The organism is Streptomyces sp. NBC_01276, assembly GCF_041435355.1.
Lineage (GTDB): Bacteria > Actinomycetota > Actinomycetes > Streptomycetales > Streptomycetaceae > Streptomyces.
Genome location: NZ_CP108442.1, coordinates 1 through 22,431 on the forward strand (window position 1 = coordinate 1; position 22,431 = coordinate 22,431).

Sequence of the window (22,431 nt, forward strand, 5' to 3'; positions counted from 1 at the left end):
GGTCCTGAGCGCTGCGCGCTCAGGAGAGAACCGCCTCGCTGCGCTCGACGGGCTCGGCTTCGCCGAGCCAGGGCCGGCCCGTCGGGCCGGGGGTCCTGCGCTTCGCTCCGGACAAGGTTCGGGGGCCTCGCTTCGCTCGGTCCCCGAACGGGCCGCTCCGCGGCCCTGAGTGACCCCGTTTCACGGGGTCCGGGCCCAGCCCGTTGGGCGGGGCCGCTCCGCTCCCCCACCCAGAGCCCTTCCGGCTGCGCCTCCAGGGTTAGCCCGCTCCGCGGGCCTCAGCAGCAGAGCAGGCGGGAGCCTGGCTCTGGCCGACTGGCATTGGCTCGGACCAGGGCCCACAACCGCACACCCACCATCACGGGGCCGGCCCTTCGGGCCGGAGTCCTGCGCTTCGCTACGAGCCAGGATGACCCGGTTTCACAGAGTCCAGGCACACAGCCCGTTCGGGGCTGCTTGCTCCCAACCCTGGGGAGCAAGCAGCCCCCTTCCCTGCTACGGGTGGTTGCTGATGGTTCCGGCCTGAACGGTGACGGCTCCGCTATCGAGGGAGGCCACACCGCCAATCGCGAAACCGAAGACGGCCACAGCCGTGGCCACGAATGCAGCAACTCGCTTGGACACAGTCATGATTCCTCCATCTAGTCCGACCCCACGGCCGGCTCTTGGCCCGATCATGACATACGCAGCCACGCCCATCACGTCATCAGCCTGGCTACCTTCGCTTCATTTACTATCATGGATAGACTCTGGGATCTTGGTCATCAACCCATGCACGACCCTCGACACCTCGCGTGTTGTCGGCAAACAGTGAAACTGCGCAGTGCTCAGCCAACCTGCACAACCCCAGGTCAGAAGCATGACACCTGCTCAGATTCACTTGTCCAGCTCAACTCATCCTGATGACACCACCTGCGCCGCAACGCACTGTCCCCACACGCCGCACCTCGCCGGCCTGAACAGCCCAAAACCAAGCGCTGCCAGGAGGGACACCAACTGCGGCGTCGCAGACAGCGAAGTCGCCCCTCGATCTACAGCTAAGGCCTGTCCCGCAAACGATCTCCGTCTCAGGGCAGTCGCGGGTAGGCGGGGTGATCGGCGTAGGGTGAGGCGAGGTCGAGCAGGTCGTCGCATGGCCAGGTGTCACCGTCGTACTGGCAGTCATCGCGGTTGTCCCACGGCAGTTCGGGGTCGCCGGTGGCCGGACTGAGTACATGGCGGGAGAGAACGCGTCGCTTGGCTTCGACCTCCCGCAGAACACGAGCCGGGTCGTGCAGCGCGACGTGCAGGGCCATCGTGGGATGGAAGCCGGAGAGTTCTCCTTGGCAGAAGTCGACCGTGTGCCCGTGAGCGGTCCACTCCCCACAGCCGTCACTGTCGCTGCGTCGGGCCAGGTCGGCCTCCTCGTCCAGCCGTGCGTGGAGGAACTCCACAAGGTCTTGGCTCATGAGGTCATCCTGAACGATGCATGAGGCCCGGTCGCCTAATTCCATACTGTGGGCAGGGCCCGGCTGGCAGGCCCGGCAACTGGAATGATCTTGCTGTGGCTGGTGTGATCACGGCGTCCGAGCCGTCCTGGACAGCCCTGTTCTCCGGGCTGAGCCCTCGCGCCTTCGGCAAGTTGGTGACGGTGCTGCGGCGCCAGGGTGCGGACGCGGTCCGCAGGGGCCGGCCGTGGAGCCTTCCGCTGGAGGACCGGGCCCTGCTCGTCGCGGCGTACTGGCGCACGAACCTGACCATGCGCCAGCTCGCCCCGCTGTTCGGGATCTCGAAGTCGGCGGCGGACCGAATCATCGACAACCTCGGGCCGATACTCGCCCTCCAGCCCCGCAAGCGGTTCGCCAAGGGCACCGTGCTCATCGTGATGGTATCGGAGTCTGCCGCGGTCGATCACGCCCGCCTTCAGCCAGCCGCGGATCAGATCCCTGGCGGGGAACTGACCGAGCATGGTCATGAGGTGGTTGTGGTCGATGCGGTCGAATGTCGCCGACAGGTCCGCATCCAGGACTCACAGACGCTTCGGGTTCCTGCCCTTCACCGTCCAGAAGATCGCGGATATTGCGTCCTGGCAGCTGCGGCCGGGCCTGAATCCATAGGACCTCGGCTCGAACCGCGCTTCCCACTCGGGCTCCAGCACGTTCTTCACGCGGGCCTGGAGAACCCGGTCACGGATGACCGGGATGCCGAGCGGTCGCTGTTTCCCGTTGCTCTTGGGGATGAACGACCGATGGATCTCGGCCGCCAAGGCGCCTCTCGCCTTCGGCGTGAGGGCCCGTTCCCCGTCGATGCCAGCGGTCATGCGACCACTGCTCTGCTGCGTCACCCGCTTCACGCTGACCAGCGTGTTGCTGCGGTTCCGCAGCATGAGTTTCTGCAAGTTGCGGACCTTCTTGAGGTCCCCGTCCTGCGCCGCCTTGAAGATCCTCTGCCTCAGCCGCCGTACATTCTCCTCGCAGGTGGCCCAGTCGATACCGTGCCAGTCGAGTAAGTCGCCCTCGGGTCCGTTCACCGCAGGCGAGGGCGTCACGACAGGTGCCGTGATCTCCATGTTCGCCTTCGGTGTCTAACTTGTCCCTCGGTTCCGGCTTCCTTGCAGTGGTGATTTCAAAGGCTCACCTGATCCACGTGGGCGCCCTTTCGGGCCGGGCCACCAGGTCCCGTATCCGGCGAGTTATGCGAGAGCGGGTGAAGGTCCCGATCTCCCGGTTTCCTCTGGCCTTTCGGCCTGCCGGCCTTCGCTTCTTGGATCTTCCTTCTCCCGGCGAGGACTTCAACCTCCCTTGCGGTCGGCCTACCAAGCCAGTGGCTTGGACCCCGTCGGGGTTTCCACGTTCCGCACCAGTAAGACGCGACTGGGGTGGGCGCCCCCTCTACCCCGGAACCAGCGGTGTCCTCCCTCCGGGCTCAGTTACCCGAAGGTCGCTTGGTGCCTCACAGCACCGGGTCCTGTGACCGCCGCCAACACGCCATCGACGCGGTCTTAAAGTCACGAGGCATCATCAAGGGTTCACTTGCGCTTCGCCCGTCCAGCCTTCCCCTCGCCTGTTGCACCCCGATGGCCGGGACGCTCTTGGGCTTGAACACTCCGCTTCACACCCCGCCGTTACCAGCGACGCATGGGAGCGCGGGGACGGGCCTTGGACACTGACCCGAAGTTCAGCCGATCGATACCTCCTTCACGTGGCTGGACTTACTTACCTGGAGCGACTTCGTGTCGCACACTGAGCGCTTCACCTGGCGGGATTCGCCGGCTGGTGCACTCATGCGGACCCATCCGCCGCCACGATCTCTCCTGGTGGCCATCCCGTCGGCGGAGGCTGGGGGTGCGTTGTCGGCCGAGCTCAGTTGGTGTGAGCGGGTCGCGAGTCAGGCAGGGTGTTGGCTGGCCAGAGGCTGTCGGGGAAGGCGGCGTCGTCGGAGTCGGTGTCGGGCATGAGGGTGGTGAGCATCTGCTGGGCCGTCTTGGCGTTGTCGGTGGCGCGGGGCAGCATGACGCTTTCGTAGGCGTCGAGGGCCTGGGCGATGGTGGGGTGGTCGATGACGGCTTGGGCGAGTTCGGCGCCGTCGAGCAGGGCGAGGTTGGCGCCGACGCCGACGGGTGGCATCAGGTGGGCGGCGTCGCCGAGCAGGGTGATGCCGGGGACGCGCTGCCAGGAGTGGTGAACGGGAAGGACGAACATGGGCCGGTTGATGAAACTGCCCTCGTTGTCGCGCAGGATGTCCAGCAGGCTCTCGTGCCAGCCCTGGTACTGGGCGAGGAGGCGCGCGCGTACTGCTTCGGTGTCTGTGAGGTCGAGGCCGGCGTGCCAGTCCTGGGGGCCGCGGAAGTTGACGTAGCCGCGGACGTGGCCGTTGCTGTTGCGCTGCAGCACCAGGCTGCGGCGGCCCGCCTTGGCCGACATGGTGCCGCGACCGACCAGGCGGGCGATGCCGGGGTGACGGTGGTCGACGTCGTCGAAGTGGACTTCCACCAACGTGACACCGGCGTAGGAGGGTTGGGCGTCGGAAAGCGCGGGGCGTACCCGGGACCAGGCGCCATCGGCGCCGATGACCAGGTCGAAGTCTTCGCCGCCCGTGCGGTCGTGGTGATGCAGGCGGGCGGTACCACGGGGTAATGGCGTGACGGCCTTCACGGAGTGACCCCAGCGGACCGTGCCGGGGGCGAGGGAGTCCAGCAGGAGCGCGCGCAGCTGGCCGCGGTCGATCTCGGGCCTGCTCAGATCGCCCACGCCTGCCTGGTCGTGGCGTATCAGGGTCGCGTGGCGGTCGTACAAGCGCCACTCCTGGCTCTCGGGCCGGGAGAGGGCGAGGAACTGGTCGAACAGGCCGGATGCACGCAGGGCTGCCTGGCCGGTGTCTTCGTGGATGTCGAGAGTGCCGCCTTGCGAGCGGGAGTGGGGGTCGGTCTCGCGCTCGAAGACCGTGACCGGCACGCCGTGCTGTTGCAGGATGCGCGCGCAGATGAGGCCGCCGAGGCCGGCGCCGGCGATCGCGATACGAGTGGTGGTGGACATGAGGGTCACGCTCCGTTCAAAGGCTGGGGAGGGTGCTGGTGCCTTGTGGCGACGCCCTGTTCTGGGCATGGCGGATCAGTCGTTCCGGTGTGGGAACGCGTCCCAGGTGACGGCGGCCGGGTGCCGGTCGGCCGTCGCCACTCATAGAAGCACAGCAGCTACAAAAGTACAACCGCTCCGACTTTGCAGTCGATTGCCTTTACGATCGAATCCCCTCAAGGGGGTAAGGTGGCGGAATGACCGGGACAACGGCAGGACGTCGCGAACGCAAGAAGGCCCAGACGAGGCAGGCCTTGACGGATGCTGCTGTGCGGCTGTTCACCGAGCGCGGCTTCGACAACGTCGGCGTACGCGAGGTGGCGGAGGCGGCCGACGTCTCGCTGAGCACGCTCTTCAAGCACTTCCCCAGCAAGGAAGCCCTCGTCTTCGACCTGGACACGGACATGGAGAGCGCCCTCGTCGCCGCCGTTCGCGACCGAGCCCCCGGCCAGCCCGTGCTGCACGCCCTGCGCGACCATATGGTGCGCACCCGAACCGCCGTGCGGACCGACGACCCCACTTTCGTCCTCATCGAATCCACCCCCGCGCTGCGGGACTACGCCCGGCGCATGTGGTTGCGCCACGAGAGCACGCTGGCCGCCGTCCTCGCCGAGGTCACCGGGCTCGCCCCGGAAGACCCCGCCATCGCCGGCCTGGCACGCTTCACGCTGGAAGCCCCCAGCATCGCCCGTGCAGGCGAAGACCCGGCCCGAACCATGCGCGACCTGTTCACCCTGCTGGAACACGGCTGGGCCGCCACCCCCCTGGCGGGACAGGAAGACCACGCCGGTCGGGACGGGTGACCGCGACCTCTCGAAAGGCCGCAACGTTCTCGCGGAGTGAAACACCCGCCAACTCGAGTACTCATCCGCCAAGTGAAACGCTCCTTACCGTGTTGGCGGGTTGATTCCGGTCCTTCGTACGATCGGGAGACCCAGGGGCCTGGGTGTGGCAGACGACGCTCATGCCGTACGTGTGGCTTTGACTGATTGGCCGCCCAGTGCCCCGCGACGACACGGCCACTCATTGGGATGAGCGAACAGAGATCGCTTCGTAAGGACACGTCGGCGTGGTCGTCTGCAGGGTCAGTCAAGCGGACGACGAGGGAGGCTCTGTGCCCGAGCTCTGGGCGGGGACGGATGCCGGCAAGGCCGCGCATCACTGCACGGTGATCGACACGGACGGGACGAAGGTGCTCTCGCGTCGGGTTCCCAACAACAAGCCCGAGCTCCTGGAACTGATAGGCGACGTCCTCTCACTGGCCCAGGACAGCCCGGTGACCTGGGCGGCTGACCTGCATGCCGGCGGGGACGCTCTGCTTATCGCTCTCCTGACCGGCCATGGTCAGCGACTGCTCTACATTCCTGGCCGGACCGTCCATCACGCTTCCCGTGGCTACCGCGGGGACGGCAAGACCGACGCGAAGGATGCCTACGTCATCGCCGACCAGGCACGGATGCGTCGGGACCTGCAGCCGCTGCAGGAATGGGACGAGATCGCGGTGGACCTGAAGATCCTCACCGCCCGCCGCTATGACCTCACCGCCGACCGCACACGCGCCATCAACGGGATGCGAGCACAGCTCCTGGAGTACTTCCCCGCTCTCGAGCGGGCCTTCGACTATGCCGCCTCCAAGGCGGCACTCATTCTGCTGACCGGTTACCAAACACCGGCTGGCCTGCGCCGGGTTGGCCCGAGCCGACTCGCGGCCTGGCTGAAGACCCGCAAAGTCCGTGGCTCCCAGGCCATCGCTGATGCGGCCGTCGCCGCGGCTCAGGCCCAGCACACCGCCGTGACGGGGGAGAGCACAGCCGCCGCCGTGGTGAACACCCTGGCCCGGACAGTCCTGGCACTGGACGAAGAGATCGCCGCCATCGACGCGCGGATCGCGGCCCGATTCCGGGAGCACCGGGACGCGGAGGTAATCATCAGCATGCCTGGCATAGGTCCGTTGCTGGGGGCGGAGTTCATCGCCTGCACCGGCGGTGACATGGACGCCTTCGGCACCGCGGGACGTCTCGCCGGAGTTGCCGGCCTCGCACCCGTCCCACGGGATTCAGGTCGCATCAGCGGCAATATGCGCCGACCCCACCGCTACCACCGCAGACTCCTGCGCGTCTTCTACCTCTCCGCCCAGATCGCTGCCCGTTTCTGTCCCACATCGAAGACCTTCTACGACCGTAAACGAGCCGAGGGTAAGAGCCACAAGCAGGCGATTCTCTCAGACCTGACAGATCCCGCCTGTCGCTCCGGCTCCGGCTCCCGCTGCCCATCCCTCCTGGTCCCCGCCGCTCCCCTCAGGTCATGTCACGACCTGATCGGGTCCGCCTTCCGCGAGGCGCGCGGCGCGCACGGCGCGCTCGACCTTCCTCGCTTCGTACGCGCGTTGTTTGCAGCCGGCTGAGCAGTACCGGACTGGCCTGCCAAGGGGCTGGCGTACCAAGGGCTCACGGCACCAGCCGCACTGGTGGTGATCGCCTACGGGCACCGGTGCCACGGGAGCCTGAGCCGGCGGCCGGTCCTTCAACATCGGAAGGCCGAGGCGTTCGGCTTCGAAGGCGCGTTGCCGGTGAGCCCGCTTGCAGTACAGCCGCGATGTGCGGGTGTTCCCTTGATGCACGGGGGCGCCGCACCAACGGCAGGAAGCCCCGCCCGGGTCGGGCCCGAACGCGTCTGCGGACCAGGGCGGTCGAGGGGGGACCGGGGCGGATAGCTCGTGAGAAACGGGGGCGGGTAGCTGACGGGGAACGGGTAGGAGTGGCTGGGGAGCCGCCGCTGAGGGCGGGGTGGCGGCCATCTCGGCCAGGGCTGCCAGGGCTGCCAGGGCTGCCAGGACCAGCCGGACCGGGTCGCCCAGCACGGTCAGGTCAAACCATTCACCCCGTACGCGCTGCGCGTCGAAACGGCCGTGCAGCGCGGCTTCGTAGTCGCCGACGCTGTCCAGGAGCACGGTCAAGGTCATGGGCTGGCCGGTCTGGAGTTGAGCCACCCGATTGCCGACGTGGGCGGCCCGGCCGATCTTCGTCAGGACCGACCCCTCGGCCGCCAACAGGTACGTGCGCATCATCTAGTTCCTTCCGGTGCAGACGCCGAGGGCCTGTCGGCGCCAACACTCCAGACGCCCGTGGTATCTCGGTCCTACTCCCTCGGGCAGGGTGGCGAGCGGGGAAGGGCGGCGACGGTGTAGGTCCCGGCCGCGAAGCCGCCGAACCGGAGTCAGCCCTGAAGCCGGAGCTCACCACTCCGGCGCCGCAGGGTCCACCGGCGTCGCGGAGGAGTCGGCGGATCCAGGGCCGGGCGCAACACGTCGTACAACGCCGCCAAGGCCTGATTGATCCGGTCTTCGTCTGCGTAGTTCTCGGTGATCGCTGTGAACACCCTGTCCACTGCTGCGGCCACTCCCGCCTCCTGGCGCCTCATCAGTGGCGCGGCGGCCGCCCCCAGACGACCCAAGGGGGCCGCCAGCTTCGCCGCTGACACCGTGCTCGCCTCATCCCACTGATCAACCACTGCGTTCATGGCGTGGACTGCCATCATTGCGGCCGGCAGCCCGTGTCGCGGAGAGCCGAGATAGGCGGCACTCGCCCCGCCCAGCCACCGGGTCAGGAGCGTCCCCCTGGCCCTCCAGCCGGCGTACAGATGCTCATGCATGTTGCCCGCCACCTTCACCGCCAGCACCGACGCCACGAACTCGTTCACCTGTGCCTCAAGCGTGGCCCGGTTCTCTGCCACTTCCTTGCGGGCCTCCTTCCGCTTGTTTCGCCTGTCGGTCTCCCACGCTCCGAGGAACAGGAGGATCACGGCGAGGCCCGCACCCGGCATCGCGCTGAGAATTGCATCGTCCATATGGACACGGACACGGCCGGGCGCCTGTGAGGTTCCGGTTGCGGTCGGGGTGTTTTGCCGGCGATGGTCGAGGCGAGCCCCGACCGCGCTCCGGTGCCGACTCGGTACCCGCGAGCTGGCGAGTGCAGTGGTCAGCCGGTGTGCCTCGGCGTTCCTCCCTCACACGCAGCTGCGTGCCGGGGCATGGGGGCGCGGGCTGGCCCACCCTTCTTTCGCTCGGTGGCTTGGGTCAGTTGGTCTTCGTGTTGCGCAGGTGGGGGCCGAGGTAGCCGATGATGATCTTCTGGGTGGTGCCTTTGGTGTCGAGCAGCTTCTGCAGTGGCGTATTCAGGACGGCGAACACGCGCTCAACCAGTCCGAGGTCGCGCTGGCGCTGACTGAGCATCGGCTCGGCAGCCTCCGAGAAGGCGCCTGACAGGCGGTCCCGGTCAGCCAAAGTCACCTATCCGTAGGTTATTTTGACTGCCTTCTATCTCAAACCGAACTATCCAGAACGAACGCAGGGGGAACATCATGAGCATCACCAGGACCGCACGTAGGACGCGGGCCAAGATCGCCGCGTACATAGCGGCCCTGGCCGCGGGCTCACTCATACTCACCGCCTGCAGCGGAAGCAGCGACAGCGCCAGCAAGCTCGACGGTACCTACTACGTCAAGAACGTCAATGGCACGTCCCACCTCGGCCAGCTGGTCGTCAAGGGCAACAGTGTCTCGCATCATGAGTACGACTGCGATGGTGTCTACGAGAAGCCGGACGTGACCAGCACCGGCGAGTTCAACAAGGATCAGTCCCAGATCATCTGGACGGTCGCCGGAGACGACAGCCGCAACAAGCGGACCGGCAGCGAGTCCATCTCAACCAGCAACACCTCGATCAGCATCAGCGGTAGCCCGTACGTGCGTGACAACTCCGATGCCGGCAAGGCTCTGCTGGACGGCTTCAAGACCAAGTGCGGTAAGTAGCGTCGACATCCCGCCGGCCGGCGAAGCAGCACAGAACCCCGTGGGCATCGCGTCCACGGGGTTCCGTCCTTCCTCGGCTGGTCAGGGGCTTAATGAGGATGCCTTCGACACCGGACACGTCCGTCCAGGACTCCAGCCACTCCCGGGCCTTGGCCAGGTCCGTCGTCATCGGGCACAGAGTCCAGGGGGCCGTCAGAGCGCGCTCCGTGAACAGGTTTTCCAGGCGGGCGCGGCGGTCGGCGTAGGGCAGCTGGAGCAGCTCCTGGCCGTCTTCCTGCAAGACGTCGAACGCCACGAAGTAGGCCGGCAGCTTCGCGGCCAGGGCGGCGGCGCCACGGCTTCGGGCAGCCGCCCGGCGCTGCAACCCCTCAAAGGACAGCCGGCCCGCCTCGGCATCCCAGACGAGCAGCTCGCCATCGAGGACCAGGCCGGCAGAGGCGGCGTACCCGACCCACAGCAGCCACCCGCCGCAGCCCTGCGCAAGCGCCCCGCAGGGGCTGACCGCCCGGCATGGCGACGCCTGGCAGGCGTGACTGGCTTTATCGAGCAGTTGTGGGTTCTGGCACAGATCTTGGGGAGTCGTTGCGGAGGGTTACCTCGGTGTTCGATTGCGAGGTGCCGACTCGGGTGAGACGGCGTACGCCTTGTCGTCTGACAGTCGGAAGTGACGCTCCCTCAGGTACCTGTCCGGCTGCTGCTGTGGCCGGTCGTGGACGGTGATGGTGCTGGTCATGCAGACCGATGCACCGTTCTGGGACTCGCTGGTGTTCGAGGGGATCGATGATGTGGATGTCGAGGCGGTTACGGCCGCGTTCGGCACGGTCGAGGTGCTCGCGAGAGGCCGAGCGGACGAGGCTGGATGCCCAGACTGCGGCCACCTCTCGGACAGGGTCCACGACCGCTATCAGCGCAAGCTGAAGGACCTTCCGCTCGCTGAGCAGGGCTTTACGATCCGGCTGACGGTCCGGCGCTTCATCTGCGAGTCGACGGACTGCCCACGCCGGACCTTCGCTGAGCCGTTCTCGGGGCTGGCCGCCCCGTACGCACGGTTCACGACTCGACTCAACCGAGCCCTGGAACGAGTGGGGCTCGCGCTGGCCGGGCGAGCCGGCGCCCGGCTGGCTGGCCACCTGGGCTTCGGCGCGGGACGGATGACATTGTTGCGCAGGGTCATGGCACTGCCTGATCCGCAGTTCAGTACCCCGCGTGTGCTGGGCGTGGACGACTTCGCCATCCGTCGCGGTCAGACCTACTCCACGGTCTTGACCAGCGTCGAAGACCATCGCGTGGTCGATGTACTCCCGACACGTGAAGCCGGGCCGCTGGCCGCGTGGCTGGTTCGTCACCCCGGCGTGGAGATCATCTGCCGGGACCGTGCAGGCGCCTACGCCGAGGGTGCCCGGCGCGGTGCCCCCGACGCTCTGCAGGTCGCTGACCGGTTCCACCTGTGGCAGGGCCTCGGCCGGGCCGTGGAAACCTGCGTCGCCGCCCACCGCGACTGTCTGCGCCGCCCTTCGCCCAGCAACATCTTGCCGGAAACCGCCCGACTGACTTCGGGCCGACCGCAGGACGACCCGGCGCCCGTCGGCCGGCGGGCTGAGCGCAAGAAGGCCGCGCATGCCCTGGTCCACGAGCTCCTTGCCCAAGGCCACTCGCGCCGGGCGATCGCCCGGCACCTGAGCTGGGGTCTCAACACCGTGCTCAGATACGCGAACGCCGCACGCTGGCAGGACACCATCCGCGAGAACCGGCCCAGACCCAGCAGGCTGGACCCCTACAAGCCTTACCTGGAACGGCGCTTCGCAGAGGGATGCACCAGCGTCACCCGCCTCCACAGCGAACTCGTTGCCGACAATGCGCCCGTCACCTACCAGATGGTCCGCAGCCACGTTGCCACCATCCGTGGCGCTCCGGCCGGAGCGCCGCCCCGGCCGCCGACGGTGCGGCAGGTGACCGGCTGGCTCACCCGGCATCCCACCGCGCTGAGCGAGGACGACCGCGCCGGCCTGAAGGATGTCCTGGCACGCTGCCCCGAACTGGACACGGCCGCCGGACATGTCCGCGACTTCGGCGAAATACTCACCGACCGCCTCGGCGCCCGGCTCCCTGCCTGGATCCACGCAGTCGACGCCAGCCAACTGCCCGGCCTCACCGGCTTCGCACTCCACCTGCTCCGAGACCTCGATGCCGTGACGGCCGGACTCACCCTCCCGTGGAGCTCCGGCAGCATCGAGGGCGCCGTCAACCGCATCAAGAAGATCAAAAGGCAGCTCTACGGACGAGCTGGCTTCCACCTGCTGCGGAAGATGATCCTGCTGCAGTAGCCCCGCAAAGCAAGGACGGATCCGAAGCTCAAACCTTCGGCTGTCCGTTCGCATTGAAGATGGTCGATAGCCTCCTGACCTGGGCAGACGGTGCTCGTTGGGCGCGATCTACGCTCCTTTAATCGCTCGGGCTCCGAGTACGTGCCGTGCGAGGATCTCACCCATGACGACCGTGCCCACGCTGACGGAACGCCGCTCTCCATGGGTCGTGTTCACCTCTCCGGCCGACCCATGGCTAGCGTTGGAAACGGCCGCGCTCGTGCAGCGAAACGGTCTCGTCCTGCGGCTGGACGGCCGGGAAATGCAGGATGCGGCGTCCGTCTTCCGCACCTTCGCCCGGGACCTGTCGTTCCTCGGCTACTTCGGCCACAACTGGGACGCGCTCGTGGACTGCCTCCACGACTGGCACGGTCCAGGCCACGGAAACCAGGACCTCGCGATTCTGATCGAGCACGCGGACGACCTGCTGAAGTCGGACTTCCTCGGGCTGTTCGTATCGGTTCTCGCCCAGGCAGCCTGGAACTCCAACCTTCGCCTGGACGCCGACGGAGAGTCGGATGAGTGGTGGCGGCCGCGCATGGTCCAGCACTTCGTCTTCCTCCTGGATCACACAGCCCCCGTTGCCTTCACCGAGAAGGCAGCCCGCGGCATGGACGTGGCGGTGGCGCTCGCGGAAGGCCGCCTGCTCGCCACCCTGACCGACATCGACTGGCCCGGCGGAGACCCCGCGTCCGCCCCCTGGACGGCCGGCCCGCTCTCCTTCGCAGACGAAGAGATCCTCGGCGGCATGACCATCAAGGCCATCAAACTGATCCGAGACCACCTCAGCTGCTCGATCCACGAGGCCCTGGAGATCCTCCAGTCCCGCTCTGAGCAACTGCTCCGCGAACATTCGAACGACTGAATGGCCAGCCGCGCAGGACACGCCCATCCTCGAACACCGCAATGACTCTCCGCGATGGCTCCCCAAGATCTGTGCCAGAACCCCGTTTTCATCAGCGAAGCCACGTGACCACTCTCCCGCCGTAGTACGGGTGTCCTGCGCGCGCCGGCCTCGTTGCACCCGACATGAAGAAGATCATCACCCTCGCCGCCCTCGCACTCACCGTGGCGACCATGGCCACGCCCGCCCACGCCGACAACGACTCCAACTTCGGCGCCGGCATCAACGCCGCCAACAACTGGAACTTCACCGCGGCCGCCGTCTGCCTGCAGGAAGTAGCCGTCGTACCCGTCCTGGGCGACTGGGTCGGCGACCACACCAACAACTGTTCCAACGGCAACGTCATCGACCACAGCGGCCGATAACCCCCGCACGCCAGCGTGGCCCCGCACCGACCACGGCACGGGGCCACGCTCTTGGCCCGGTGGGGCACCCGATGCCCTGTCAGACGACGAGGAGCCCTTGAAGGCCGGGGCGGCACCCGACGGCGGGAACATCCGATCGAGCGAAGCCGTCCCCGGCCGGTTGCGGATCACGACAGCGCGCCCTTCACCCCGGAGCTCGGCCCTCAGATTCCTGCAGCAACCACCGCGACATCAGCCACGGTCAAGCGCGGGCAGATTCATCAGGCGCACTGCGACGGGCAGGAGGGCCAGCCCGGCGAGCTCGGCTGGTGCCGAACGCCGCCGTGCTGGACCACCCGCTACATGAACGCCGACGCCGAACAGCTGCGGCCCCTGCCCGCCGACCAGCACGAGCAAGACGACCCGAACGAGGACGTCACCCGGCTAACCCCGCTGCGGCACGCCAACCTCAACGCGCTCGGCCGCCGCGGCTAGCGCTCGGCACCGGCCGGAGACGTGGCGCCCACCGGGGTGACGGCGCTGGGGCGGTCGGACTGGCAGCGCTGCTTCTCGGAGGCGGTGAGGGGGCCAGTGCGCTGGTAGATGCGGTCGGAGAGGTCGGTGGAGGGGTGGTCGAGGACGGTGTGCAGGCGCCAGTCGGAGTTGGGGTCGGTGGCCTTGGTGGTGGCGGTGAACCATCCCTCGGTGCGCCGGCGTGCGGCTTGCGTCTCGATCCAGGAGGCTTCGGCCGGCTGGACGATCTCGGTGACCTGGCGGTCCTGGCTGGTGTTCCAGGCCGGGGTGAGACCGGTGCCCTGGGTGTACTGCTGGGCCATGTTGGTGGGGGCTGCGGTGCCGGTGCTGGGCAGGCCGGCGGCAGCGGGGAGGTCACTGTAGGTGCGGTTGGCGGTGGAGACGGGGCGGGTGCGGTTGAGGGTGTTGCGGGTGCAGTTGAAGTACGTTTCGGCGGCGACGCGGGCGGGGGCGTAGTAGCTGAAGGAGTAGTCGTCTTCGGCGGTGAACGTGCAGCGGTTCGCGGCGCCGTTGCAGTAGGCGACTGCGTCCGCGGTGTTGCGGCGGTCGTTGCCCAGGAACGCTTCGGAGGCGGGCAGGGCGCCGGCCGGGATGGTCTTGTCCACCGGCGGCGGCTCCTGCGTGGCGCGGACATTGGTGATGAGCGGGCCGCAGTTGCCGTTGTTGTTCTGCGCGGCTGGGACGGTGGAGGTGAAGGTGAGGAGCGGCTCGTTCCCCCAGGCGGTGAAGGTGAGGGTGACCCCGGTGCGCCAGGCCGACTTCCAGTAGTTGCTGGGGAGTTTCTCGGTGGTGGGCAGGGTGGTGCGGTTGGTGCGGGCACCGCCTGCGCCCTGGACGGTGTAGGTCTGGCCCTGAGCGAGGGCTGCGGCGGTGCAGCCCTGGGAGACGCTCGGGCTTTCGTCGTAGGTCACGGTGACCCGTGCCCCGCCGCGCACTCCGCGCAGTCGCTGCTTGAGGCCGTGGGTGGCCTCGTTGGGGAGGCGGAGCATGGCAGCGGTCAGGCCGTCGGGGTGGCCGCTCGTGACGGCGTTCCAGCGGACGACGCCGCCGTTCGTGCCGACACCGGCGGTGGGACCGACCGACCAGGCGTGCGGGTTGACGGCGGTGTTGACGCCGGCGAAGGCCGGTTGCGCGAAGTCGCCGTTGAGGACGGTAACCGCTACCGGGGCCGCGGCCTGGGCGGGCGGGGCGGCCACGTGGGCGAGGGGCGCTCCGGCGAGCAGGCCGAGGGACAGACACAAGCCGATCACCGGCGCGCTGCGGGTAAGGGAGACAACGGAGGCGGGAGCTGAGGCGGGAGCGAGAGCGGCAGAGCAGGGGCGGGATGTCATGAGGTTCTCCACAGGGGTCTCGCGGGTGGTCAGGGCGTGGCGGGGGTGAGCACGTCACGGTCCTTGAACCGGGAGCCCTCTGGCAGGGCGGCGGGCGTCAGGCCGCGGGGCGGGGCGGGTGTGGTGGTGTCCTCGGTTCCGGTCTTGCCCTCCGGCCGCAGGCGCTCGCACGTGTTGCCGGGCACGGTGAAGGTGTCCGCGACGAAGGTGCTGGTGTTCACCGTGGAGGGGCCGTCGACGACGACCCTGCGAATGCCGAGGCCCGTCCCGGTGGTGATCTCTCCCGCGATGCGCTGCATGGCGGAGCTCGCGCCGAAGACGAGTGCGTCGCCGGGGCGGACCTTGGTGTTGTAGGTGGTCTTCTCGGTCTGCTCGGTCGTCCAGGTGCGCTGGTAGGCGAGTTTGAAGGCGCCCTCGAAGGCTCCCTTGACGCCGAGGGAGCCGGCGATCTTCCCGCTGCCCGAGGCTCCGGCCTCGGCGCCGACGGTGGCGGTCGGGCCCTTGGACTTGTCGGGGGTGGAGAACTCGCCCTTGGCCTTCGCGTCGACGCCTGCGGTCACCTCGCCGGAGGTGTTGATCGTGCCTTCGATCGCGATCTTCCCGGTGATCTCGCCGCCGAGGTTGTCGCTGCTCGCGGTGCGCAGGGTGATCTCCCGCGCGACGGTGATCTCGTCTTTGGTGCAGTTCACGACCGCGTTGCCCAGCGACTTGACGGCGCTGTAGTAGTCGCCGGACGCTGCGCGGTTGATCTGGAACCGGCAGCCTCCGGGGTGCGAGGCGCAGTACTCGGTGACCTTCTGCGTCGTGGCGAGCTCGGTGGTGCCCTCGTAGGCGACCGGCGCCGGTACCTCGGGCGGTGCGGTGGCGTGGGAGGTACCGGTGGTGCAGGTGAGGGCGAGGAGGGTGGCGGTGGCGGCCAGGGCTGCGCGCCGGCCTCGCATGCCGGTGGTCGTCGTTTTCATCGGTTCATCTCCCCGCACAGAGCGCCCATTTCGGGGGCATTGGACAGGCCGGCCGGGAGGTCGGCGGCAAAGGAGGCGCAGGTGCCGTCGAGGGCGGTCTCGGCGTTGGCGGACGGCGCCGGGTGCATGGTGCCCAGCTCGTCGCGGGCCTGCGCCATGTCGGTCTCCCGCGTCGTGCCGCCGCCGATCAGCTGCGTCATGCACGCCTTGGACTCCGCCGTGCACCGCTGGGCCGCCTGCTTGGCGGCCCCGATGTCCTCCTTGGCCGCGGCAGCGTCCTGCTTGGCCGCAGCACGGTCCCCATCAACGGCCCCGCGCTCCTCCGGCGAGGCCGAGCACGGCTTGGCCTCCCCGCCAGGGCACGGCTCGTCGCCATCAAAAGGCGCCAGAACGGCGGCGGTTCGGTGGAGGTGGGCGGGTGGACCGGACAGTAGCGGGGCGGCCGCCGCGGGCGAGAGCCCGCAGAGGAGAGCGAAGGCCGCCATGGACACGGCGAGGGGGATACGGGGGAATCTGCGCATGCCGAACAAGCCCCTTCGGGGGTGGGACGAACGAGAGTTCGCAGCCCGAATGGATGCGCACGCAACGTAACGGACGACTACCGCCTGTCACCAGTGTCGTGATCATGGTTCCCCGAATTGGCCGCATGCACACAACAGGCCGTCCGCGGCCGAGCAGGCACCGTCTGCTCGGCACCGGACCCGGCCGCCCCCTCCACGCATGCGCCTCCAGCCGGCCGGCACCTGTCCGAGCTGCCCGGCACGACCGCCCTGGAGCGGCTGGTCTCCACCGCTTGCGGGCGCGCCGAGAAGCGGCTGTGGGCGGCCCCGGCGTGCGCTCCCACCACCGAGCAGGCCCAGCGTCCGGCCGAGCTGGCCCCAGAAAGGGGTGAGGGGCCGCGGCGGGGAACTGTTCTGCTGAAAACCTTGAGCGGCAGCCCGGTGCCCGGGCGCCGCTTCGCCTGGGCAGTCGGCCTACGGCGTCCGGAGAGGGGAGCCCGCCCGGGCCGCAACTCTGGGCCACGCGGAAGGGGAAACAGGGGCGTGGCCCGGATGCGCCGGAGGACTGGACGGCTGGCGGGGCTCTTCGGTCGAGCGTGTGATGGGCGCAATCAGTGTGGTGTCCGACCGAAGGGCCCCTGGCAGGCGCCGGTATTGGGCCGAGCTTGTTGTGGCTGGGGGTGTGTGGGTGCTGTCAGAGGGCGAGTCGGTGGACGCTGCCGCCCTGCAGGCCGGCGTACAGGTGACGCCCTGCGGGGTCGACGGCCAGGGCGCGTACGTCCAGGGTGGGCAGGTTGCCGGAGGCGTCGTGCCAGGTGCTGCCGTTGTCCCGGGACCGCAGGACACCGTGGCCGGCTGTGATCACAGGGGGATTTCCCGGGTACCAGATGCTGGCGGTCGCGGCGTAGAGGGTGCCGTCGTGCTGGGCGAACGCGACGACGCGCAGGGGGTCTGGGGTGTGCTCGATGCGCGCGGGGTGGAAGGTGGTGCCGCCGTCGTCGCTGTAGCGGATGGTGTCGCCGCCGATGAGCAGGCGGCCGGTTCCAGTGCCGGCGCCGGTGTGGAGAACGGCGCTGGCCTCGTGGGAGGTCTTCTTCTCCCAGGTCTCGCCGAAGTCGGCTGAGTAGTAGAGGCCGTTGGTGTGGGAGGCCATCCAGACGCCGTTGCCCTCGGCGTCGGCCGGGTCGGCCGCGAGGCCGAGGTAGAAGCGGCCGTGGTCGTGCTCGCTCCAGGAGTTGCCGCTGTCGTTGGTCGTCCGTACGCCGAGGACCTCGGTGCCGTTGTTCAGGTAGCCGAAGCTGTGCATGACACGGTCAGGGTCCAGGGGGTGGATGTGGACGGCGAAGACGGCGTCGGGCCACTGCCCCCGCTGCTGCCACGTCATCCCCGCGTCGTCACTGCGCTCGGCCGCGCAGGTCAGGTTGATCCTCCGGGTCCTCCACACCAGGGACGGGTTCTCCGCCCATGCGTCCATGTCGACGACGTGGTTGCCGCTGATGAACAGCCCACCGGGTGACTGCCAGTCGGGGCCCTCGACGGGCAGGGAGGCGCGCAGCAGGCCCGTCTCGGTCCCGGCCAGCACGGCTTCCTCTGTCACGGCCAGCGCGGTGACGGAGGCCGCGGGAACACCCTTGCGTGTGAACGTCTGCCAGTTGGTCGTGGAGTAGAGGCCGTGGACACGATCGGCAGCGAGCCAGCCGCCCCCGGGCAGCAGGCAGAAGTCGGCCACCAGGTCCCCCGGCCGCTTGACCCTCTGGAACACGCCGTCGCCGTTGTCGAGCTGGGTGATCGCGGATGCCTGGTGCAGGATCTGGTCACTCGTTCCGTCGGTGCGTACCACCACGGAGCCCCCGTAGAGGGACTTCCGGGGAGCCTCCCACGATGCGCCCGCGTCCCGGCTGATGACCAGGCCGCCCTTGGCGCCGAGGACGACAGCCCCGACCGTTCGGCCGGCCGCGTCCCACGCGAAGACGAACTGTCCGCTTTCCAGGAATTCGAGGGCCTCGGGAGGCTGCGGCTCGCCGGCGGCGTCCCGGACGGCGTAAAGGACTCCCTCGCTCTGGGGCTGGAAGATGAGATCGTCGCCCAGGAGAGCGAGCTTGAGTACAGCACGGCCCTCGGTGAGGTCCTCGCTCTGCCAGCTGTCGCCGCCGTCCCGGCTCACGAGCGTGTCCCCGCCCATCGTGAGCGCCACGAGGACCTGCCCCTTGCGGTGCGCGCAGAGCGACGCGAAGGACTCGCCCCCCGGCAGCTTGGCTTCAAGCCGCTCCCAGCTGGCGCCCTTGTCATCGGTGCGGAAGATGCCGCTCTCGTGCACGCCGGGCAGGGAGCTGGTGGCCAGCCACCACCGCTGCGGATCGGCATGACTGCCGGCCAAAGACGTGCCCACCGGGTAAGGGGTCGGCGGCCTGACGGGCTGCCACGTGTCCCCGCCGTCCTCGCTCCAGAAGCCGCCCACCGTGGCAGGAGAGGAAACCAGGATCACCGAGCCCCCCTTCGGCCCCGGCAAGCACTCCACCGACGCCGCCGAACTGTAAGGACCCACGGATTCCCACGTGTCGGTACCCGAACGCTGCGCCTTGGACGCCATCACATCACCCCTGTTCCCGTCAGGAAACCTCCGCTCGCGGGAGGCACTACACAGAACGTACTTGAATGATGCACGCAGCGTGATCATCTCGCGGATTGCGCCTCGCCGCCCCAACGAGCCCTCTAGAATTCCGCCTCCCACCGTGTGAAACGAAAGCGCCCCGACCGAGCCAGGGGGGAGGCCGGTCGGGGCGGCGCCCCGGCCGGCGGGGGGAGCCGGGCGGAGCGGTCAGGGTGTGGGCGCGGGAAGGGTGGCCAGCTCACGGCGAAGGCTGGAATGGCCCTGCTCGGCTGGTGGGGGCGCAGGAGCCGCGGCCCGGGCCGCGCAGACGTCTACTTGATGAGCTCGACCTCCTCGGCCATGACCCAGGCGGAGCCGGTCGTCTCGTAGACGTCCTTCCCGTCGTGCTTGGCGGCGGCTCCGCTCAGCATGATGCAGTCACCCGGCCGGAAGTAGCTGTCAGTGGCGGTGAACCCTTCGATCTCGTTCCAGGTCCGGACGAACACCTTCATGTCACGGCGCGGTTCACCATAGATCCGCACCTTCGCCCTGTACTTGCGCGCGCTCTGCCCCTTGACCTTGGCGTCGCAGGTGGGCAGCCCGGCCGGGATCTCGTCACTGTCCATGTAGATCTTGTCCTCACCCATGTACACGACGTAGAAGCTCTTCTGCTCCGCGCCCGCCGCGTTCCCCTTCGCCGGGGTCCAGGTGATGAAATCGAACGGCTTGGTCATCCCGGCGTACTGCTTGGACTCCACCCTCTTGGTGAAGTAGCCCTTGACCGCACCGTCGTGCACGATCCGGGTCAGACAGTCGCCCTTGTTGAACTGGTCGTAGTTCTTCACGACGGAATCCCGGACACCGTACTTCTGAGCCGGCTTATCCAGGACAACGCCCTTGCACGAGTCAGCGGCACGGGGAGCGTGGACGGCGGCGCCGGCACCGGAGACCGTGACCGACAGGGCAGAGGCGGCCGCGATCGCGACCAGCAGCATCTTCTTGATCATGAACCGTCCAACCGGCCCATCCCCCACAAGGTCACGCAACCATACCAAGATCCACTCCACCGAGCACGGCCGCGCGGGGCGCGCACCACGAGCACGGCACCCTGACCGCCCCGCGGCACACGACCACCCTGGACAAACCGGCGCGGCAGCAGCCCACCAACATCCGCCGGCCCGGCAGACTCGGCAAAGACATGATCAGCGCCAGGAGTCGGCGAGAGCAGGCACAATCGTCGCACCCGTGCTGACACCCACCCGCTGCCTCCAGACCACACATTCACACCTGTGACGCCGGACTTGAGCGCGCGCCATCAAACCTTGAGTGCCCAACACCCCATGCCCTCGTTAGGGCATGCATGGCCCTTCCCAGGAAGACACAGATGGCAGGCAGCGCAATGTTCCTCGCGGCAGCACTCATGGGCGGCATTGCCACCGCGGCCCAGGCAGACACAGGACCCACCAAGGCCGAACCGATCCTCATCGAGGAGCACGTCCACCACCCCCTCCTCGTGGAGGAGGTCGAGCCCATCCACAATGGCGTCCTCAGCGACGAGTTTGAGACTGAGCGGCTGGAGAATCACCTGCTAGCGGACGAGCTCGATATTGAGGCGCGGGCCTGACTACGGCAGAACTCGCCAGCTCTGCCATGCTCGGCAACTAGACGAGTAAGTCCGAAGTCTTGGTCAGTGGTCGTAGGCGATGAGTGATCGTGTGATGGCTGTGCCGTTGGCCCGGTTGTGCCAGATCGCTGCGGTCAGGGTGAGGATGCGTTGTCCGATCCGGGCCAGGACTCCGGCTGGGGTCCTGGCTCCGTGGCGTTCGAGGTCCAGCTGGCCTTTGAGGGTGTCGTTGACCGACTCGATCAGCTGCCGGATTGGCTTGAGCAGGTGCTCGCCCGGCCTGGGTTTCTTGTTGCGGTAGCTCGGCCGCAGCAGGGTCAGGCCGTGGTCGGCCATGAAGGCGTCGAGGTGTTTGGAGACGTAGCCCTTGTCGCCGACGACGGTCTGTCCGGGGTGGGTGGTCAGCAGATCGGCGTCCTGGGTGAGCATGTCGGCCAGGACTTCCCGCTCGTCCACCTTCGGGTTGGCCAGGGCCCAGGCGACGGGTAGGCCTCCGGGGGTGCAGAGCAGGTGGAGGCGCAGGCCCCAGAAGAACCGCGAGTGTGAGGGGCAGTAGCCGTAGCCGGCCCAGCCGGCCATGTCGGAGCGTTTGACGGTGGGCCGTGAGCGGGCGCATTCCACGGGTGTGGAGTCCACGATCCACACGTCGTCGTGCCACAGGTCGGTGTCCCGGGCGAGTGTGCGGATGAACCTGCTGATCAGCGTGTTCGCGGCTCGCAGGCGTTTGTTGTAGCCGGACTGCCCGGGCAGGTAGGGGAACTCCGCGGCCAGGTGGCGGCGGGCGAACCGCAGCCACCTGGCTTCGGAGGCGAAACCCAGGACGGCCTGCATCACTGCCACGGTCAACAGTTCCGCGTCCGTCAGCCTCGGAGGCCGCCCCGGCCGCCGCGTTCCTGCCAGAGAGTCATCGATCTTCACGTAGAGTGCTGTAGCGAGGGTTTCGAGATCTGTCGTCACAAACGGATCAACGAGACCCTCGCTTCATGCGCCCGAAGACTTCGGACTTACTCGTCTAGTTGGTGCCCCGTGCCACTGGATCTTGACCGTTTGCCATCGGAGTTTGACCGTTGCGTCACAGGTAGTCGCCACACGGAACCCTGCAGCTCTCCCGCCCATATCTTCACTCACGTACCACGCGTACCGCGGGGCAATAACCGACGACCGAAGCCCGCGGACGAGACGACTCAGGGGGACGACAGCATGCGTCACAGCAACGGCATTCGCAGGGCGGCTCTGGCTTCGACGGCGGTCATGGCCGTCGCGGCGGCGGTGACCGGCATCCTGCCCGGCACCGCCATGGCGGCGAGCACCACCACCTCCACCCCGCCGCCCGCCTGCCCGGCCTCCGCCCTCCAGGTCAGCGCCTGGCAGGCCGCCCACCGGCCCGTCGGGACCGGGACCGGGGCGGCGGTCGTGCAGTTCACCAACGTCTCCCAGAAGACGTGCGTCCTGAAGGGCTATCCGACGGTCGCGGGCGCCGGCAACACCCCGCTCAAGGTCACCCCCACCGGCACAGCGGCCGCCGTGACGGTCCGGCCGCAGGGCAAGGCATGGGTGAAGCTGACCTTCGTCCAGGTCCAGGGGGAGGGCGACGGCTACTGCGTCTCGGGCAATACCCCGGCGGCGTATCCGACGATGGTCATCGGGCTGCCGCACTCCGGGGAGCACAAGGTCGCCCTGAAGGACGGGTGGTGGGCCGAGTGTGACAACAAGGTGACAGCCACCCCGGTCTCGGCGGTCGAGCCTTCCTGACCCCCCGTCCTCACAAATCGAGCAGCCTGCATGACGATCGCAAGGCTCTGACCTACACGTCTACGAGAAACTGCACATAAGTGCAGGTCAGCGACTCAGCGCACCTTCTGTGCGCCGAGTCGCTGACCTGCGGTGATCAAACTCCGATGACACAAACTCGCGTCC

Annotated in this window: 20 protein-coding genes and 3 pseudogenes; 10 read left to right on the forward strand and 13 right to left on the reverse strand. The window is 68.2% G+C overall.

What is annotated here, in order from left to right:
- Positions 1 to 1,067 precede the first annotated feature (1,067 nt).
- Complete coding sequence (locus tag OG295_RS00005) at positions 1,068 to 1,448, reverse strand: DUF6221 family protein (RefSeq protein WP_371674871.1); 381 nt, start codon at positions 1,446 to 1,448, stop codon at positions 1,068 to 1,070.
- Between the two features lie 95 nt (positions 1,449 to 1,543).
- Here OG295_RS00005 and OG295_RS00010 point away from each other — a divergent pair.
- Positions 1,544 to 1,864 (forward strand): annotated as a pseudogene (locus OG295_RS00010) (transposase family protein); the annotation flags it as partial.
- A 12-nt stretch (positions 1,865 to 1,876) separates the two neighbouring features.
- Here OG295_RS00010 and OG295_RS00015 read toward each other — a convergent pair.
- Positions 1,877 to 2,548 (reverse strand): annotated as a pseudogene (locus OG295_RS00015) (reverse transcriptase N-terminal domain-containing protein); the annotation flags it as partial.
- Between the two features lie 793 nt (positions 2,549 to 3,341).
- Positions 3,342 to 4,514: an FAD-dependent oxidoreductase gene (locus OG295_RS00020; RefSeq protein WP_371674872.1), complete on the reverse strand. Its 1,173-nt coding sequence runs from the start codon at positions 4,512 to 4,514 to the stop codon at positions 3,342 to 3,344.
- A 236-nt stretch (positions 4,515 to 4,750) separates the two neighbouring features.
- Between OG295_RS00020 and OG295_RS00025 the strand changes: the two genes are divergently transcribed.
- Together OG295_RS00025 and OG295_RS00030 are read left to right on the forward strand one after the other, a co-directional pair.
- Entirely contained in the window at positions 4,751 to 5,356 is a 606-nt protein-coding gene (locus tag OG295_RS00025; protein ID WP_371674873.1) for a TetR/AcrR family transcriptional regulator, read from the forward strand.
- A 311-nt stretch (positions 5,357 to 5,667) separates the two neighbouring features.
- Positions 5,668 to 6,777, forward strand: a pseudogene (locus tag OG295_RS00030) (IS110 family transposase); the annotation flags it as partial.
- Positions 6,778 to 6,855: 78 nt separating this feature from the next.
- On the opposite strand, the gene OG295_RS00035 reads toward OG295_RS00030, so the two are convergent.
- From OG295_RS00035 to OG295_RS00045, 3 genes are all read right to left on the reverse strand, one after another.
- A complete protein-coding gene (locus tag OG295_RS00035; protein WP_371674874.1) occupies positions 6,856 to 7,620 on the reverse strand; it encodes a GIY-YIG nuclease family protein in 765 nt (254 codons plus the stop codon).
- A 149-nt stretch (positions 7,621 to 7,769) separates the two neighbouring features.
- Complete coding sequence (locus OG295_RS00040) at positions 7,770 to 8,399, reverse strand: hypothetical protein (protein ID WP_371674875.1); 630 nt, start codon at positions 8,397 to 8,399, stop codon at positions 7,770 to 7,772.
- A 229-nt stretch (positions 8,400 to 8,628) separates the two neighbouring features.
- Positions 8,629 to 8,841, reverse strand: a complete 213-nt coding sequence (locus OG295_RS00045; protein ID WP_371674876.1) for a hypothetical protein — start codon at positions 8,839 to 8,841, stop codon at positions 8,629 to 8,631.
- Positions 8,842 to 8,912: 71 nt separating this feature from the next.
- Here OG295_RS00045 and OG295_RS00050 point away from each other — a divergent pair, with 71 nt between their 5' ends.
- Complete coding sequence (locus OG295_RS00050) at positions 8,913 to 9,362, forward strand: hypothetical protein (RefSeq protein ID WP_371674877.1); 450 nt, start codon at positions 8,913 to 8,915, stop codon at positions 9,360 to 9,362.
- Here OG295_RS00050 and OG295_RS00055 read toward each other — a convergent pair.
- Complete coding sequence (locus OG295_RS00055) at positions 9,340 to 9,930, reverse strand: hypothetical protein (RefSeq protein WP_371681053.1); 591 nt, start codon at positions 9,928 to 9,930, stop codon at positions 9,340 to 9,342. The genes OG295_RS00050 and OG295_RS00055 overlap by 23 nt on opposite strands.
- Positions 9,931 to 10,093: 163 nt before the next feature.
- On the opposite strand from OG295_RS00055, the gene OG295_RS00060 reads away from it, so the two are divergent.
- From OG295_RS00060 to OG295_RS00075, 4 genes are all read left to right on the forward strand, one after another.
- Complete coding sequence (locus OG295_RS00060) at positions 10,094 to 11,686, forward strand: ISL3 family transposase (protein WP_371674878.1); 1,593 nt, start codon at positions 10,094 to 10,096, stop codon at positions 11,684 to 11,686.
- A gap of 163 nt (positions 11,687 to 11,849) precedes the next feature.
- Complete coding sequence (locus OG295_RS00065) at positions 11,850 to 12,590, forward strand: barstar family protein (RefSeq protein ID WP_371674879.1); 741 nt, start codon at positions 11,850 to 11,852, stop codon at positions 12,588 to 12,590.
- A gap of 164 nt (positions 12,591 to 12,754) precedes the next feature.
- Entirely contained in the window at positions 12,755 to 12,994 is a 240-nt protein-coding gene (locus OG295_RS00070) for a hypothetical protein (RefSeq protein WP_371674880.1), read from the forward strand.
- A gap of 342 nt (positions 12,995 to 13,336) precedes the next feature.
- Positions 13,337 to 13,468 carry a hypothetical protein gene (locus OG295_RS00075; RefSeq protein WP_371674881.1) on the forward strand — a complete coding sequence of 44 codons (132 nt, stop codon included), beginning with the start codon at positions 13,337 to 13,339 and terminating at the stop codon, positions 13,466 to 13,468.
- Here OG295_RS00075 and OG295_RS00080 read toward each other — a convergent pair.
- The 5 genes from OG295_RS00080 to OG295_RS00100 form a co-directional block, all read right to left on the reverse strand.
- Positions 13,465 to 14,757: a hypothetical protein gene (locus OG295_RS00080; protein WP_371674882.1), complete on the reverse strand. Its 1,293-nt coding sequence runs from the start codon at positions 14,755 to 14,757 to the stop codon at positions 13,465 to 13,467. The two genes, OG295_RS00075 and OG295_RS00080, sit on opposite strands and share 4 nt — an antisense overlap.
- 110 nt (positions 14,758 to 14,867) lie before the next feature.
- Positions 14,868 to 15,800 (reverse strand): hypothetical protein, encoded by a 933-nt coding sequence (locus tag OG295_RS00085; RefSeq protein WP_371674883.1) that lies wholly within the window; start codon positions 15,798 to 15,800, stop codon positions 14,868 to 14,870.
- Entirely contained in the window at positions 15,797 to 16,321 is a 525-nt protein-coding gene (locus tag OG295_RS00090; RefSeq protein WP_371674884.1) for a hypothetical protein, read from the reverse strand. Before OG295_RS00090 ends, OG295_RS00085 begins: the two co-directional genes overlap by 4 nt.
- A 673-nt stretch (positions 16,322 to 16,994) precedes the next feature.
- A complete protein-coding gene (locus OG295_RS00095; protein ID WP_371674885.1) occupies positions 16,995 to 18,689 on the reverse strand; it encodes a WD40/YVTN/BNR-like repeat-containing protein in 1,695 nt (564 codons plus the stop codon).
- Positions 18,690 to 19,222: 533 nt separating this feature from the next.
- On the reverse strand, positions 19,223 to 19,897 hold the full coding sequence (locus tag OG295_RS00100; RefSeq protein ID WP_371674886.1) for a hypothetical protein: 675 nt from the start codon (positions 19,895 to 19,897) through the stop codon (positions 19,223 to 19,225).
- A 377-nt stretch (positions 19,898 to 20,274) separates the two neighbouring features.
- Between OG295_RS00100 and OG295_RS00105 the strand changes: the two genes are divergently transcribed.
- A complete protein-coding gene (locus OG295_RS00105) occupies positions 20,275 to 20,514 on the forward strand; it encodes a hypothetical protein (RefSeq protein WP_371674887.1) in 240 nt (79 codons plus the stop codon).
- A gap of 63 nt (positions 20,515 to 20,577) precedes the next feature.
- Here OG295_RS00105 and OG295_RS00110 read toward each other — a convergent pair whose 3' ends face one another.
- Positions 20,578 to 21,471 carry an IS982 family transposase gene (locus OG295_RS00110; protein ID WP_371674888.1) on the reverse strand — a complete coding sequence of 298 codons (894 nt, stop codon included), beginning with the start codon at positions 21,469 to 21,471 and terminating at the stop codon, positions 20,578 to 20,580.
- A 243-nt stretch (positions 21,472 to 21,714) separates the two neighbouring features.
- On the opposite strand from OG295_RS00110, the gene OG295_RS00115 reads away from it, so the two are divergent.
- On the forward strand, positions 21,715 to 22,266 hold the full coding sequence (locus OG295_RS00115; protein ID WP_371674889.1) for a DUF4232 domain-containing protein: 552 nt from the start codon (positions 21,715 to 21,717) through the stop codon (positions 22,264 to 22,266).
- The last annotated feature ends 165 nt before the right edge of the window (positions 22,267 to 22,431 follow it).

What these genes read in the sequence shown, in the direction of transcription:
- OG295_RS00005 (WP_371674871.1), bottom strand. Translation starts at nt 1,448, where the DNA reads ATGAGCCAAGACCTTGTGGAGTTCCTCCACGCACGGCTGGACGAGGAG.
- OG295_RS00020 (WP_371674872.1), bottom strand. Translation starts at nt 4,514, where the DNA reads ATGTCCACCACCACTCGTATCGCGATCGCCGGCGCCGGCCTCGGCGGC.
- OG295_RS00025 (WP_371674873.1), top strand. Translation starts at nt 4,751, where the DNA reads ATGACCGGGACAACGGCAGGACGTCGCGAACGCAAGAAGGCCCAGACG.
- OG295_RS00035 (WP_371674874.1), bottom strand. Translation starts at nt 7,620, where the DNA reads ATGATGCGCACGTACCTGTTGGCGGCCGAGGGGTCGGTCCTGACGAAG.
- OG295_RS00040 (WP_371674875.1), bottom strand. Translation starts at nt 8,399, where the DNA reads ATGGACGATGCAATTCTCAGCGCGATGCCGGGTGCGGGCCTCGCCGTG.
- OG295_RS00050 (WP_371674877.1), top strand. Translation starts at nt 8,913, where the DNA reads ATGAGCATCACCAGGACCGCACGTAGGACGCGGGCCAAGATCGCCGCG.
- OG295_RS00060 (WP_371674878.1), top strand. Translation starts at nt 10,094, where the DNA reads ATGCAGACCGATGCACCGTTCTGGGACTCGCTGGTGTTCGAGGGGATC.
- OG295_RS00065 (WP_371674879.1), top strand. Translation starts at nt 11,850, where the DNA reads ATGACGACCGTGCCCACGCTGACGGAACGCCGCTCTCCATGGGTCGTG.
- OG295_RS00070 (WP_371674880.1), top strand. Translation starts at nt 12,755, where the DNA reads ATGAAGAAGATCATCACCCTCGCCGCCCTCGCACTCACCGTGGCGACC.
- OG295_RS00075 (WP_371674881.1), top strand. Translation starts at nt 13,337, where the DNA reads ATGAACGCCGACGCCGAACAGCTGCGGCCCCTGCCCGCCGACCAGCAC.
- OG295_RS00085 (WP_371674883.1), bottom strand. Translation starts at nt 15,800, where the DNA reads ATGAAAACGACGACCACCGGCATGCGAGGCCGGCGCGCAGCCCTGGCC.
- OG295_RS00090 (WP_371674884.1), bottom strand. Translation starts at nt 16,321, where the DNA reads ATGCGCAGATTCCCCCGTATCCCCCTCGCCGTGTCCATGGCGGCCTTC.
- OG295_RS00100 (WP_371674886.1), bottom strand. Translation starts at nt 19,897, where the DNA reads ATGATCAAGAAGATGCTGCTGGTCGCGATCGCGGCCGCCTCTGCCCTG.
- OG295_RS00105 (WP_371674887.1), top strand. Translation starts at nt 20,275, where the DNA reads ATGGCAGGCAGCGCAATGTTCCTCGCGGCAGCACTCATGGGCGGCATT.
- OG295_RS00115 (WP_371674889.1), top strand. Translation starts at nt 21,715, where the DNA reads ATGCGTCACAGCAACGGCATTCGCAGGGCGGCTCTGGCTTCGACGGCG.